The sequence below is a fragment of the Acetobacter pasteurianus genome (assembly GCF_009914215.2).
In the GTDB taxonomy this organism is placed as follows: Bacteria; Pseudomonadota; Alphaproteobacteria; order Acetobacterales; family Acetobacteraceae; genus Acetobacter; species Acetobacter pasteurianus.
In genome coordinates this window covers 1,063,567-1,077,492 of the sequence record NZ_CP039846.2, presented here as the reverse complement: position 1 = coordinate 1,077,492, position 13,926 = coordinate 1,063,567, and the positions used below count along the sequence as shown (strand labels likewise).

General features: G+C 49.9%; 9 protein-coding genes. 8 read left to right on the top strand and 1 reads right to left on the bottom strand.

The window, feature by feature from the left end:
• Positions 1–31: 31 nt before the first annotated feature.
• Positions 32–1,699, top strand: coding sequence for an OprO/OprP family phosphate-selective porin (locus FCN51_RS18490; RefSeq protein ID WP_160256558.1), 1,668 nt, complete (start codon positions 32–34; stop codon positions 1,697–1,699).
• 26 nt (positions 1,700–1,725) lie between these two features.
• A complete protein-coding gene (locus FCN51_RS18485; RefSeq protein ID WP_160256557.1) occupies positions 1,726–2,760 on the top strand; it encodes a sulfate ABC transporter substrate-binding protein in 1,035 nt (344 codons plus the stop codon).
• 28 nt (positions 2,761–2,788) lie between these two features.
• On the opposite strand, the gene qhpR is transcribed toward FCN51_RS18485, so the two are convergent.
• Positions 2,789–3,934: an AraC-like transcriptional regulator QhpR gene (gene qhpR / locus FCN51_RS18480; protein ID WP_201762609.1), complete on the bottom strand. Its 1,146-nt coding sequence runs from the start codon at positions 3,932–3,934 to the stop codon at positions 2,789–2,791.
• Positions 3,935–4,026: 92 nt separating this feature from the next.
• Here qhpR and FCN51_RS18475 point away from each other — a divergent pair, with 92 nt between their 5' ends.
• The 6 genes from FCN51_RS18475 to FCN51_RS18450 all read left to right on the top strand — a co-directional run bounded on the left by FCN51_RS18475 (position 4,027) and on the right by FCN51_RS18450 (position 13,922).
• Positions 4,027–5,415 (top strand): ethanolamine ammonia-lyase subunit EutB, encoded by a 1,389-nt coding sequence (locus FCN51_RS18475; protein WP_160256555.1) that lies wholly within the window; start codon positions 4,027–4,029, stop codon positions 5,413–5,415.
• Positions 5,412–6,197: an ethanolamine ammonia-lyase subunit EutC gene (eutC, locus tag FCN51_RS18470; protein WP_160256554.1), complete on the top strand. Its 786-nt coding sequence runs from the start codon at positions 5,412–5,414 to the stop codon at positions 6,195–6,197. The genes FCN51_RS18475 and eutC overlap by 4 nt, the downstream gene beginning before the upstream one ends.
• Before the next feature lie 32 nt (positions 6,198–6,229).
• On the top strand, positions 6,230–7,582 hold the full coding sequence (gene eat / locus FCN51_RS18465; protein WP_087635590.1) for an ethanolamine permease: 1,353 nt from the start codon (positions 6,230–6,232) through the stop codon (positions 7,580–7,582).
• A gap of 499 nt (positions 7,583–8,081) precedes the next feature.
• Positions 8,082–9,272, top strand: a complete 1,191-nt coding sequence (locus FCN51_RS18460; RefSeq protein ID WP_160256553.1) for an efflux RND transporter periplasmic adaptor subunit — start codon at positions 8,082–8,084, stop codon at positions 9,270–9,272.
• A 5-nt stretch (positions 9,273–9,277) separates the two neighbouring features.
• Complete coding sequence (locus FCN51_RS18455; protein ID WP_160256552.1) at positions 9,278–12,433, top strand: efflux RND transporter permease subunit; 3,156 nt, start codon at positions 9,278–9,280, stop codon at positions 12,431–12,433.
• 4 nt (positions 12,434–12,437) lie between these two features.
• The gene (locus FCN51_RS18450) at positions 12,438–13,922 is read left to right on the top strand and encodes an efflux transporter outer membrane subunit (RefSeq protein ID WP_003623693.1); all 1,485 of its coding nucleotides are present in this window, start codon (positions 12,438–12,440) and stop codon (positions 13,920–13,922) included.
• Positions 13,923–13,926 lie beyond the last annotated feature (4 nt).

The following is a 13,926-nucleotide window of genomic DNA, read 5'->3' as shown; positions in this document are numbered from 1 at the left end:
AAACAACCAATGTGGTTGTTGGGGGCGCTTAATGACTGGTTCCGTTCGCTCTGGTTTTTTGCTGACAACAGCCATATCAGGTCTGTTTTTTCCGTGCGTATTACATGCAGAAACATCAGAAGCTGAAGTTGCGGCTCTGCGGCGTGAAATAGCCATGATGCGGCGTGACATGCAGGGTGAAATCCACCGCCTGCAAATGCGCGTTTCACGATATGAGCATGTTGCACAAAGTAAGGGCAACAATGCCAAGGTTGCATCCCGCACCACGCATCCGCATCTTGTGGCCGCTGGAGCGGAGGAGCCTCAGCCTGTGTTTGCAGAAGAACCTTCAAATCCTGTGCATCATGGCCCCCGCACCGGTTCGGAAGGGCACCCGGCTTTGCCTGAAGGTCCTGTTGCTTCATGGGCGGAATTTAAAGCTGCTTCAGCAAAGGAAGAAACAGTCCATATTGGTGGCATTCAGGTTGGTTTTCCTAAAGGACGTCCAACCATTGCTTCGGATGATAAAGCCTACGCATTTTCTATTGGTTTGCTGGCTCAGGAAGATGTGGGGGGATTTTTTGGAATGTCCCCACGCAATGGGGAGGCCAAAGGCAATTTCAATTCACTCACACAAAATGCACGTCGCCTACGGCTCTATCTTTCATGGCGGTATAAAGATTGGGTTGTGAACGTTACACCAGATTTTGGATCCAGCAGTGTTGATGGAACGGTAGGCCTGTTTGAAGCAAACCTGAACTATACAGGATTGCGAAATACAACGCTGACAGTTGGGTACTTCCAGCCGCGTATGGAAGAAGAAAGTGCGGAACGTTCAGGGGCTTTCGAGTTTCTGGAACGTCCAACCATTGTGGATCTGGTGCGTAACCTTGCTGGTGGCGTGGCACGCTTTAGTGTTGGTGGTGAGCATTACGAAAAACGCTGGCTTGTTTCAGGGTATTTTACGGGCCAAAAGTTTGGGGACCGTTCCAAGGATACTACGATAGTTGATAGCCAGACAGGTGCAGTTATTCGCGCGGCTGGTCGTCCTTATGTTTCAAAAGATATCGATGTGCATGTGGGTGCCGGGGCAACTTCTGTATTCAAAGTTAATGAAAATAGCAGTGGCCGCCAGTTGAAATTGTCAGACAACATGGAAGTGCCGCTGGGGGAAACCAGCCTGCTTACCTCCGGAGCGCTTACAGATGTTGCGCAAATCTGGGCTGCTGGGCCCCAGCTGGCATTGCGATGGAAGCGCTTTTTGCTGAAAGGCGAATACTACCATATTGGCGTGCAGCGTGACCATCAGGCGCAAACTGTGCATCTGCCCTCTCTTGGGTTTGATGGTTGGTATGTGGCAGCAAACTATACACTTTTGGGAACTCCCCGCGTGTATAGTGAGAAAACGGCAGCGTTTACTACACCCGGTGTAACGTATGACTTCGACCCAGCAACCGGCCACTGGGGTGCGTTGGAAGTAAGCGGACGCTGGAGTGTGACAGACTTGTACGGCACGGAAAATCAGGGTGGAGAAGGCGTTAACGGCAACCAGCAAACGGTGTGGCAGGGCGGGTTTAACTGGTATCCTAACCGGCATATCAAGGTGATGTTGGATTACGCACACTTTATTGTCACGCGTTCCAAAGGGGTATCAGGTGGCGTTAATCTGTTTGGGCGCGATGGAAATGCAGTTGTCGGCCGCGTGCAGGCGGCATTCTGAAAAACTGTTTTGAAGGCCTCATAATTATGAAAAACAAAGACTTCTCGCTTTCTCGTCGTCGCCTGCTGGTTGGGGCTGCAGCTTTGGGTGGCGGAGCCTTCTTCGGTGTGCATGCTGGGCAGGCACAGGCAGCCTCTTTCAATCTTTTGAATGTCTCCTATGATCCCACGCGTGAGTTGTATGCTGACGTAGACAAAGCTTTTGCAAATGTCTGGCATCAGGCACATCCAGAAGACAGTGTGACTGTCAAAACAGCGCATGGGGGCTCTGGTGCACAGGCGCGTTCAGTTCTGGAAGGTGTGCCAGCAGATGTGGTTACATTAGGCTTGGCTTATGATATTGATTTGCTCGCGCAGAAAGGTTTAATTGCACCAGATTGGCAAACACGCCTACCGCACAACTCTACGCCATACACAAGCACAATTGTTTTTCTTGTGCGCAAGGGAAATCCGAAAAACATCAAGGATTGGCCAGATCTTGTGCGTGATGGTGTGCAGGTTATTACACCTAACCCCAAAACATCTGGTGGTGCCCGTTGGAATTATCTGGCGGCATGGGGATGGGCATTGCATCAGAATAATGGCTCAGAAGATGCAGCAAAAACGTATTTGAAAAGCTTATTCAAGCATGTTCCTGTTTTAGATACAGGAGCACGCGGAGCAACAAACAGTTTTGTACAACGCCATCTGGGTGATGTTTTGCTGGCATGGGAAGATGAAGCATTGATGGCTGCCCGTGATATCGGGCCAGATCAGTTTGATATTGTCGTGCCCTCACAAACTATTCTTGCAGAACCTCCCGTTTCTTTGGTGGATAAAAATGTAAAGGCGCATGGCACAGAAGCTGTTGCCAAAGCATATCTGGAGTTTTTGTTTAGCCCGGAAGGGCAAAAGATTGGTGCCAAACATTATTTCCGTCCGGTAGATCCGGCAGTGTTGGCAGAATATGGGCAGGTGTTTCCAAAGGTAGAAACATTTGATGTTGCCAGCCTGGGTGGGTGGACAAAGCTGCAAAAAGACCATTTCTCAAATGGCGGAATTTTTGACAGCATTTATAGATAATTCCTAAGTTATAAAAGGAATTTTGATATTAGATGAAAGGTGGCGCCGGCATGTATTGCTGGCGCCATGTGCGTGGGGAAACACTGCTCCATTTGCGGAATGCTCTACTGAACGCGCTGGTTTCAGAATACCCCAATAATCTGGCAATCTGGCTGATGTCATGCTCTGGTTGTTGTAGAAAAACACATGCCTGTTTGTAGCGCGTGGTTTCCACTAAATCAGAATAAGATATTCCAAGGTCTGCCAGCCGTCTTTGCAAGGTCCAAACCGGCATATTCATGCGGGCAGCTAATAGGGTGAGGTGCCCACCTTCTGGCAAAATTTCTTTAAGTGCTAATAAAACCTGCTCTTTAAAAGAAACATGCGGATGAGGGACACTGTGTCCGTTGCGGGCGAGTGAGATAAGAGACGCTTTTACAATTTCCAGCGTATGGGGCTGTGCATCCGGCATTGCGTGTTCCAAACCAATATCGCGGAAAATAAGCGCATTGGTAGGGCGGCCAAAGCGGACATCTGCCTGAAAGGCTTCTCGGTGCTCCTGTGCCTGTTCGGGTTGCGCATGTGCAAAATGCACCTCTTCTGGCTGCCATGCAGGGCCTAAAGCATAGCGCAGCACATTGCAGAACATGCCGAGCGTGAGTTCTGCATCTTGCCGGCGTTCTGTAATGGTTGGGTCTGTAATGGCGTATTCAAGCCGCAATAGGTTGCCCTGCCGTACAAGGCGCGTGTGCGTGCAGCTTTGATGATAAATAAAGTGCGTTGCAAGATTATGAATGGCGTCTTTTACAGTGGGGGAAAGAAGCGCCACAAACCCGATCAACCCCAATGTTTGGGGTTGAAACTGCTGCCCAAACCATAGGCCCAAATTGCCGTGCTGGGTTTCCTTTGCCGCTTCCGTAAACAGACGACAATATGCGTTCAGGTTCAGCATATCTGTGGGTAGGGCCAGTTTACCTGGAGCCAACCCTGCGCGGCCGGAAATGCGGTCAATATCGCCACCATGGCTTGTAATAAAGCCTTCTGCGCCAGAAGCGGCGGCGGCCATAACGCCAGAGGCAGAAAAGGCGGGCAGGGGAGACATTGCAATCCTTTGTCTGAAGCGAGTGTGTAAGCTGCAGCCGTCTTTGTCATGAAATGTTAAAAATATGTAGCGCGCAGTCAAGTCGCAAATCATTTCCCTATGATATCATTCCGAAATAGATATGATTGTAATGCATGCAGAAAGCGAACCATATCTCTTTCGCGCGCAGCTAAGGAGTTCCTTCAATGGTGTATCGGTGCACTCTGGGGGGTGAGACATACAGCTTCGATGATCTGAAAACGTTGCTGGCAGTTGCATCGTCCGAACGCTCGGGAGACCAATTGGCTGGTGTTGCGGCACAGTCAGATGTGCAACGGATTGCAGCACGCTATGCCTTGGCCGATCTTCCGTTGCAGACCTTTTTGGATGTTGCGCTCGTTCCGTATGAGGCAGACGAGGTAACGCGCCTTATTATGGATACGCATGATAAGGTTGCCTTTGCACCGCTAGCACATATGACAGTCGGGCAGTTTCGGGATTGGTTGCTCTCGCACGAAGCTGATACCGCAACACTGGCGGCTGTTGCTCCGGGCATTACGCCAGAAATGGCTGCGGCGGTTAGCAAGCTCATGCGTAATCAGGACTTAATGAGTGTTGCACGCAAAATTCGTGTGATCACGGGTTTTAGAAATACCATTGGTTTGGAAGGGTGTTTGTCTTCCCGCTTGCAACCCAATCATCCTACAGATGATCTAAAAGGAATCGCTGCTTCAACGCTGGATGGTTTGCTGTACGGTATGGGGGATGCTGTTATCGGTATTAACCCGGCTACAGATAGTGTGGCAAATGGCATGGCCTTATTGGATATGTTGGATCATGCCCGTCAGTGCTATGATATCCCTACCCAGACCTGTGTGCTTACGCATGTGACCAATACATTGGAAATTATGAATAAGGGTGGGGCGGTAGATCTGGTTTTTCAATCTATTGCTGGTACACAAAAGGCGAATGAAGGGTTTGGCATCAATCTTTCCATTCTGGCAGAAGCGCAAGATGCGGCGGTAGGGCTTAAGCGTGGCACGGTTGGCCAGAATGTCATGTATTTTGAAACAGGGCAGGGTGCAGCTCTTTCAGCCAACGCGCATCATGGTATGGATCAGCAAACGGCAGAAGCACGCGCCTATGCCGTTGCCCGTGCGTATAATCCCTTACTGGTAAACACAGTTGTTGGCTTTATTGGTCCTGAATATCTGTATGATGGAAAGCAGATTATCCGTGCCGGCTTGGAAGACCATTTCTGTGCCAAGCTGCTAGGTGTGCCAATGGGGTGTGATGCCTGTTACACCAACCATGCTGAGGCCGATCAGGATGATATGGATAACCTGATGGTGCTTCTTGGCACAGCGGGCATTACCTTTCTGATAGGTGTGCCGGGGGCTGATGATGTGATGCTGAATTATCAAAGCCTTTCGTTCCATGACATTCTGACATTGCGCAATTTGTTAGGTCTAAAACCTGCTCCAGAATTTGCGGCATGGCTGGAGAAAATGGAACTGTACGATAGCCAGCACAACCGCATGCGAGAAATTGCACCGGGGCAAACCCGACTAGGGCAGTTGGTAGGTGCAGCATGACGGATAAAAAGCTACTGGCTACAGGTTCAACGCTTCCAGAAAAACGTGATGACTGGCAGGGTTTGCGGCAGTTTACACGGGCTCGTATTGGTTTGAGTCGTTCTGGAAATGCACAATGCACAAAAGATGTTTTAGCGTTTCAGGAATCTCATTCTAAAGCGCGGGATGCTGTGCATATTCCTTTGGATGTTGCGCATTTACAGGCAGAAATGGGAGATGCGTCTGTTATCTTCGTTTCCAGCCAGGCGCAAGATAGGCAAACGTATTTGCGCCGTCCAGATCTGGGGCGCAGGCTCAATACTGCATCACTTGAGGCTTTGCCTCATGGGCAATGGGATGTGGTGTTTGTTGCAGCGGATGGATTGTCTTCTATCGCAACACAAAAGGAAGCTCTGCCGCTGTATCGGGCCATGTGCAAGCGGTTGGTCGGGTGGCGTATTGCACCTTTGGTTGTGGCAACACAAAGCCGGGTAGCATTGGGTGATGAAATTGCCCAGAAAATGGGTGCGAAAATTGTTGTCATGATGATTGGGGAGCGCCCCGGCTTAAGTGTTGCCGACAGCATGGGAGTGTATCTGACATACGCGCCTTATGTAGGCTGTCCAGATTCTTCCAGAAACTGTCTCTCAAATATTCATACATATGGTCTTTCCACGTCTGCTGCGGCCGATAAACTTGCCTGGTTGATGCAGGAAGCCATGCGTTTGAAAGAAACAGGAATTGGTTTGAAAGATTCTTCCCCAGAGAATGGAATAATCGAAAATACACCGAAAATTTCTTGATAATTCTCTGACACAAAAGGATGTACTGAAGCATGGGCGAGGGTTCAACGCATCTCAACAAATCTCTCAGCACGTTCCATCTATGGGGTATTGCTGTTGGTCTGGTTATTTCCGGAGAGTATTTTGGCTGGAGCTATGGCTGGGGCACGGCTGGAACTTTAGGGTTTTTGGTAGCCACAGTTTTTGTGGCCATTATGTACACGGCTTTTATCTTCAGTTTTACAGAACTTACTTGTGCCATCCCGCATGCAGGTGGCCCGTTTGCCTATAGTTTTCGGGCATTAGGGCGCTGGGGCGGTTTGTTGGCAGGGCTTGCCACGCTGGTGGAGTTTATTTTTGCACCACCAGCTATTGCTTTGGCTATTGGTGCATATCTGAATGTGCAGTTTCCACATCTTTCCCCTAAAGTTGCGGCATTGGGGGCATATTTGGTGTTCATGACACTAAATATTGTGGGGGTGCATATTGCTGCAACATTTGAGCTGTTTGTAACAATTGCAGCTATTATCGAACTTCTTGTGTTTATGGGGGTCGTGGCACCCGCATTTTCATGGCACAATTTCCTTCAGAACGGTTGGGGTGTTGCGCCGCATTTTGGCTGGGAAGCTATGGGCGGTATTTTTGCAGCCGTTCCATTTGCAATCTGGTTCTTTCTGGCCATTGAAGGCGTTGCCATGGCGGCAGAGGAAGCAAAAGATCCGCGCCGTTCTATCCCTATCGCATATATTGCGGGTGTGCTTACGCTTGTTTCATTGGCGTTTGGTGTCATGCTGTTTGCTGGCGGTGTGGGGGATTGGCATACTCTTGCCAACCTGAATGACCCTTTGCCGCAAGCCATGAAGGCTGTAGTGGGCAGCAATAGCGGATGGTTGCACATGCTGGTGTGGCTGGGGCTGTTTGGTCTGGTTGCCTCCTTGCATGGCATTATCATGGGGTATGGTCGGCAGATCTTTGCATTGGCTCGCGCAGGGTTCTTGCCTGCTGTGTTGGGTAAACTGCATCCACGTTTCAAAACGCCTTATACGGCCACGTTGGCTGGTGGCAGCATCGGAATTGCAGCTATCTTTTCGGATGACATTATCTCTATCAATGGGCAGTCTCTCACGGCCACATTGGTTACAATGTCTGTTTTTGGGGCTCTGACCATGTATCTGCTGAGCATGGTCAGCCTGTTTCGCTTGCGCCTGAAAGAACCAGCTTTGTCTCGTCCCTATCGGGCACCATTGTACCCGGTTCTGCCAGCTATTGCGTTGCTGGGTGCTGTTGTTTCACTTGTAGCGGTAATCTACTATAATCTTACGATATTTTTCATATATGTTGGGTTTATTGCGCTTATTACGTGCCTTTTCATGGCGTTTTCGCGCAAACCACAATCAGACCTTTAACGCTGTTAGAGATTATACAGTTAAAGCGTTTCTAGATTAGATTTTATTGGTTATGTACTGCTGTGTTATAACGTTTGGATATATTCAGGCGTTATAACACATTTTATTTTTAACCACTTTATTCCTGCGTAAATGAGAATGTAAATGCATCTCAAGCCTTGCATGTACTGTCATGCAAAGGCATATAATCACGCAAAAGTGATCATGACACGACAAGATGCAGACTGCTATGCCGGAAGTTCCTAGGGCCCGGTAGGATTGTTGCGTTTCAGGCAAGCCAGATATGAATATAGTGTTTGACAAGGCGCAGGTTTATGCAAGAAACAGGACTAAAATGATCTTGTTTATGCGGCTTTGAATTGTATTTTGAATGGTTTGCATTGTTCAGGTAAAACATGTGGTTTTTTGCAGGTACAGGGTGAGTAAGATGTTATTTTAAAACAGTATCTGCAAATGTTGGAGCAACGATTATTTCAAAATTTCTTAAAAGGATTCCCTAATGAAGCGGGAAGTCGGTAGTTTAACCCATGCTGCTGTTGTGGGTGTGCTCATAGGGCTGTCAGGATGCGATCAGAAGGCATCTACCCCTGAAATGCCGCCGCAAAGTGTGCAGATTCAGGTTATGAAAAAGCAGTCTGTTGCGGTGCATACCACTCTTCCCGGTCGTACGGATGCTTTTGAAATTGCACAGGTTCGCCCACAGGTTACAGGTGTTATTGAAAAACGGCTGTTCCGCGAAGGCGCGGATGTTGTTGTTGGCCAGCAGCTGTACCAGATTGATCCTTCACGTTACAAAGCCGTGTATGACACAGCACGTGGGCAACTGGCAGAAGCTCAGGCTGCCGAGGTTACAGCACGTGCCAAGCTGAACCGTTATCGTGGGCTTGTTCAGTCTCATGCCATTAGCCAGCAGGATTACGATGATGCCGTGGCAGCGGAAAAGGAAGCCCAAGGGCGTATCCTGAACGCACAGGGGCAGGTAGAAAGCGCACAGGTGAATCTGGGCTATACAAAAATGTATGCGCCCATTTCCGGCCGGATCAGCCGTACGCTGATAACCGTTGGTGCGTTGGTAACAGCAAACCAGACAGACAATACGGCCATTATCACGCGGCTGGACCCTATATATGTTGACGTCAATCTGCCTGCCATCACGCTGCTACGCCTTAAGCGTGAACTGGCAGAAGGACGGATTCAACGGCAGGAAGATGGCAAGGTTCCGGTAACGGTTACGCTGGAAGATGGCTCTGTATATGAACATACAGGCCAGATGGCGCTTTCTGAAGTGAATGTGGATACCGCTACAGCCACTGTTATTGTACGTGCCATCATGCCGAACCCGGATAAGCTGTTGCTGCCTGGTATGTATGTACATGCCCAGTTGGATGAGGGTGTGGACCCCACAGCGCTTGTTGTGCCGCAGGATGCCGTAACACGTAATACACATGGTGACCCGCAGGTGTGGGTGGTGAAGCCCGATAACACGGTTGATCTACGCCAGATCACCACCGGGCAAACCGTTGGTGCCAGTTGGATTGTGACATCCGGGCTGAAGGAAGGCGAGCGCATTGTTGTGGAAGGGCTGCAAAAAGTAACGCCCGGCGCCAAGGTTGATCCGCACGAAGAGGCCTCACAACCAGCAGCCAATGCCGCCAGCCCCGTAGATCAGAATTCTCAAAAGAGCCAGTAACCAGCATGAGCCTTTCACGCTTCTTTATTGATCGGCCAATTTTTGCGTGGGTGATCAGTCTTATTATTATGCTGGTTGGGGGGCTGTCCATTTTCCGGCTGCCTATTTCCCAGTATCCCAGTATTGCGCCGCCGCAAATTGCCATCAGTGTCACGTATCCGGGTGCTTCGGCTGATACGGTGAACGATACTGTTGTGCGCCCGATCTTGCAGCAGATGTTCGGGCTGGACCATCTGGAATATATTTCGGCGCAGTCCTACGCATCTGGTCAGATGGAAATTGATCTGACCTTTGCGCAGGGAACAGACCCCGACATTGCGCAGGTGCAGGTGCAAAACAAGCTCCAGCTTGCGCAGCCCAAACTGCCAACGGAAGTTACTGCTCAGGGTTTGAGCATTACCAAGGCCGTTAAGAACTTCATGCTGGTGGTGGCCTTTATTTCCACCGATGGTAGCATGAATGGCGGCGATATTGCTGATTATGTGGCATCTAACATTTCAGATCCGCTGAGCCGTGTTTCCGGCGTAGGTGACCATACGCTGTTTGGTTCTGAATACTCCATGCGTATCTGGATGGATCCGGCCAAGCTGTTCAATTACGGCCTGACTGTAAGAGATGTTGAAACAGCTATTCAGACCCAGAATATCCAGCTTTCATCGGGTGAACTTGGTGGTTTGCCTGCAACCAAAGGTATTCGGCTGGATGCCACCATTATTGGCCCGCAGCGTCTGACTTCTCCGGAAGAATTTCAAAGAATTCTGCTGAAAGTGCAGCCTGATGGTTCTCAGGTACGTATTCGGGACATTGCCAAGGTCGAGCTTGGCCCGCAGACGTACAATACCAATTCCTACTATAATAATATGCCAGCTTCCGGCATGGCGCTTAAACTTGCACCGGGTGCAAACCAGATTGCAACCGAAGCCGCAGTGCGTGCCCAGTTGCATGAACTGGAACAGTTTTTTCCACCGGGTTTGAAAACCGTTTATCCGCTGGATACTGAACCCTTTATTACGCTTTCTATTGGGGAAGTGGTTGAAACACTGCTGGAAGCCATTGGCTTGGTCTTTTTGGTCATGCTGGTATTTTTGCAGAACTTCCGCGCCACGCTTATTCCCACTATTGCCGTGCCCGTTGTGCTGCTGGGTACGTTCGGGCTGCTGAATCTTTTGGGCTATTCCATCAACACCCTTACCATGCTGGCTATGGTGCTGGCTGTTGGCCTGCTGGTGGATGATGCCATTGTGGTGGTGGAAAACGTTGAACGTGTGATGACGGAAAAGCAGCTTTCCCCGCGTGAGGCTGCCCGTGTTTCCATGGATGAAATTTCGGGCGCACTCGTGGGTATCGTACTGGTTCTGTCCGCTGTGTTTTTGCCTATGGCAGCATTTTCTGGGTCTGTCGGGGTTATTTACCGGCAGTTCTCCATCACCATTGTTTCGGCCATGTGGCTTTCCGTGCTGGTGGCTATGGTGCTTACGCCTGCTTTGTGCGCTACAATGCTCAAGCCGGGGCAGCATGAAAAAACCAAAGGTCTGGCTGGGTGGTTTAATCGCAACTTTACACGGTTAACCAACGGGTATCTTGGCGGTGTAAACTATCTTCTGCGGCATTTTGTGCTGGCAATGGGGGCTTTTGTTCTTATTACAGCCGTTGTGGTTGTTTTGTTCCTGCGGGTTCCGGGTGGCTTTTTGCCAGATGAAGATCAGGGGCTGATTTTTGGGCAGATCACCATGCCGCCCAATGCTCCGATGGAAAAGACAGCCGAGATTAACCACGCTGTTGCAGACTATATTCTCAAGACAGAAGCTGATTCTGTTGAATCCGTTTATTCTGTAAATGGATTTAACTTTGCAGGGCAGGGCCAGAACTCTGGCGCATTCTTTATCCGTTTGAAGGATTGGTCTGTCCGCCCCAAAGCGTCACAATCTTCTGCTGCCATTGCCATGCGGATTATGATGCATTTCTGGGGGAGCCCAAAAGCACAGATTCTGGCCTTTAACCCGCCAGCCGTTCTGGAACTGGGTAACGCAACGGGTTTTGACCTTGAGCTGGAAGACCGTGCGCATCTGGGGCATGAAAAACTTCTGGAAGCCCGCAACATGGTGCTAGGTATGGCGGCACAAGACCCAAGCCTGCTGGCTGTGCGCCCGAACGGTATGGAAGATGCTGGGCAGTACCATCTGGATATTGACCGGGAAAAAGCAAACGCCCTTGGTGTCACAATTGATGATATCAATACCACTATTGAAGGGGCGCTGGGGTCTATTTACGTTAACCAGTTTACGCGTAATGACCGTGTGAAGCAGGTATATATTCAGGGTGTTGCCAGTTCCCGCATGCAGCCGCAGGATCTGGATAAATGGTATATTCGGAACTTTACGAACACATTGGTGCCGCTGAATACCTTTGTGAGCGCCCACTGGATTTCTGGCCCGCAGAAGGTTGAAAACTATAACAGCTTCAACGCCTTTGAAATTCTGGGGCAACCGGCGGAGGGCTATAGTTCCGGGCAGGCATTGGCGACAATTACCAATATTCTGAAAAAACTACCTGCTGGTATTGGGTATGAATGGACAGGCCTGTCTTTCGAGCAGAATGCGTCTGGTTCCTCTACTGGGCCGCTTTATGCTTTGGCCATGATTGTTATTCTGCTGTGTCTGGCAGCGTTGTACGAAAGTTGGGCTATTCCGCTGGCGGTTCTGCTGGTTATTCCGCTGGGGGTTGTTGGTGCAATTATTGCAACGTTGATGCGTGGCTTGGCGAACGATGTCTATTTCCAGGTCGGGCTGCTTACAACAGTTGGGCTGGCGGTTAAGAACGCCATTCTGATTGTTGAATTTGCCAAAATGGGTTTTGAACAAGGCAAAACCTTGGAAGAGTCCGTTCTAACAGCCGCGCGTGAACGTCTGCGCCCAATTTTGATGACATCTATTGCCTTTGTGGTGGGGGTATTTCCGCTCGCTATTGCATCTGGTGCTGGGTCTGCCGCGCGTGTTGCCATCGGCACGGCTGTGGTGGGTGGTATGGCATCAGCAACGTTGCTGGCTGTCTATTTTGTGCCTGTGTTCTTTGTGGTTGTTCTTCGCCTTTTCAAGGTGAAGCGCATAAGCGAACGCACAGACCCGCATGCCCAGATTATGAATTCTGACGGACACGAGTAAAATAATGACGCATTTTTCCGCATCACGTCAGTCGCGCTTGTATCGTCAGGTTGCATGTTTCGCAGTATCTGTCGGGCTTTTGGGTGGCTGCACCATGATACCCAAATACAAGCGGCCACAACCACCACTTGCCCAAACATGGGCAGATTATCAGCACACAGATAATGTCATGCTGCAAAAGGCAGCATCCGATATTGGCTGGAGAGACTTCTTTATAGATCCGCGTTTGCAGCAGCTGATTACCATTGCCCTGCGTGAAAATAGAGATATCCGGCAAGCTGCGGCCAGCATTGTAGAAGCCCAGGGGCGGTATGATATTCAGCATGCGGGTTTGTTCCCCAGTATTGGGGCGACAGGTGGGCCAATGTACCAGGCCCCATCCGATGCTGCGGGGTTAAGCTTTGCCCCGGGTTTGGATAGCGCTCAAACAGGTACGGGCATGGCGCGTAATCCGTTCCGTTTCTATCAGGGGGGGATTGGATTTTCGGCTTACGAAATTGATATTTTTGGCCGTATCCGTTCCCTTAGCCGAGAAGCCGCAGAAGAAACACTGGCCCAGCAGGAAAACTTTAGGGGGGTGACCATCAGCATTATTGCGCAGGTTGCCAACGCCTATATTGCGTGGCTGGGTGATAGACAGGCTGTGGTGCTTGCACAGAATACGTTGAGCAGCCAGCAAAGCACTTTGCAGCTAATCCAAGATAAATATAACCACGGAGAAGCAGATCTGCTAACTGTTCGGCAGGCAGAAACGCAGGTTGCACAAAGTGCTGGTTTGCTGGCTGATTCTCAAAGAAGAGTGGAGCAGGATGAAAACCTTATCAGCCTGCTGATAGGCGCACCTATTCCCGCAAACTTGCCGCCTCCTGCTAATTTGGGCCAGCAAACTGTTCTGGCGGATGTACCTGCAGGCTTGCCATCGGATCTGCTTAATCGTCGGCCAGATATTGTGCAGGCTGAACATGATCTGTTGTCTGCGCAGGCAGATATTGGTGCCGCGCGTGCCGCGTTTTTCCCGCGTATTACCCTTACGGCCAGTGATGGTATTTCCAGCTTGCAGTTTCATAAGCTGTTTACATCTGCGGCCACTACATGGGGTGTTAACCCGAACATTCAGATTCCTTTGTGGACATGGGGGCAAAATTCAGGAAACCTGAAAGCCTCCAAGGCGCGCCGGGATAGCAAAATTACGACTTACGAAAAAACAGTGCAGACAGCATTCCGGGAAGTTGCAGATGCACTGGCGGGCAGAAAGGCGTATCTGGATGAGCAGAAAGAAGTGGATGCTTTGGTAAACGCTTCTGGAGATGCTTATCGTCTTGCAAAGATGCGTTATGAAGCAGGGATAGATTCCTATTTAACAACATTGGAATCACAGCGCGCCTATTTGCAGGCACAGCAAAACCAAATTTCGGTAGATGTATCCAGATATCAAAATCTGGTCACGCTTTATCGTTCACTGGGCGGTGGCTGGAAAGAAAAAGGGTAAGGGG

Excerpts from the sequence above, each read along its gene's own strand:
- FCN51_RS18490 (WP_160256558.1), top strand. The coding sequence starts at position 32 with ATGACTGGTTCCGTTCGCTCTGGTTTTTTGCTGACAACAGCCATATCA.
- FCN51_RS18485 (WP_160256557.1), top strand. The coding sequence starts at position 1,726 with ATGAAAAACAAAGACTTCTCGCTTTCTCGTCGTCGCCTGCTGGTTGGG.
- qhpR (WP_201762609.1), bottom strand. The coding sequence starts at position 3,934 with ATGATTTGCGACTTGACTGCGCGCTACATATTTTTAACATTTCATGAC.
- FCN51_RS18475 (WP_160256555.1), top strand. The coding sequence starts at position 4,027 with ATGGTGTATCGGTGCACTCTGGGGGGTGAGACATACAGCTTCGATGAT.
- eutC (WP_160256554.1), top strand. The coding sequence starts at position 5,412 with ATGACGGATAAAAAGCTACTGGCTACAGGTTCAACGCTTCCAGAAAAA.
- eat (WP_087635590.1), top strand. The coding sequence starts at position 6,230 with ATGGGCGAGGGTTCAACGCATCTCAACAAATCTCTCAGCACGTTCCAT.
- FCN51_RS18460 (WP_160256553.1), top strand. The coding sequence starts at position 8,082 with ATGAAGCGGGAAGTCGGTAGTTTAACCCATGCTGCTGTTGTGGGTGTG.
- FCN51_RS18455 (WP_160256552.1), top strand. The coding sequence starts at position 9,278 with ATGAGCCTTTCACGCTTCTTTATTGATCGGCCAATTTTTGCGTGGGTG.
- FCN51_RS18450 (WP_003623693.1), top strand. The coding sequence starts at position 12,438 with ATGACGCATTTTTCCGCATCACGTCAGTCGCGCTTGTATCGTCAGGTT.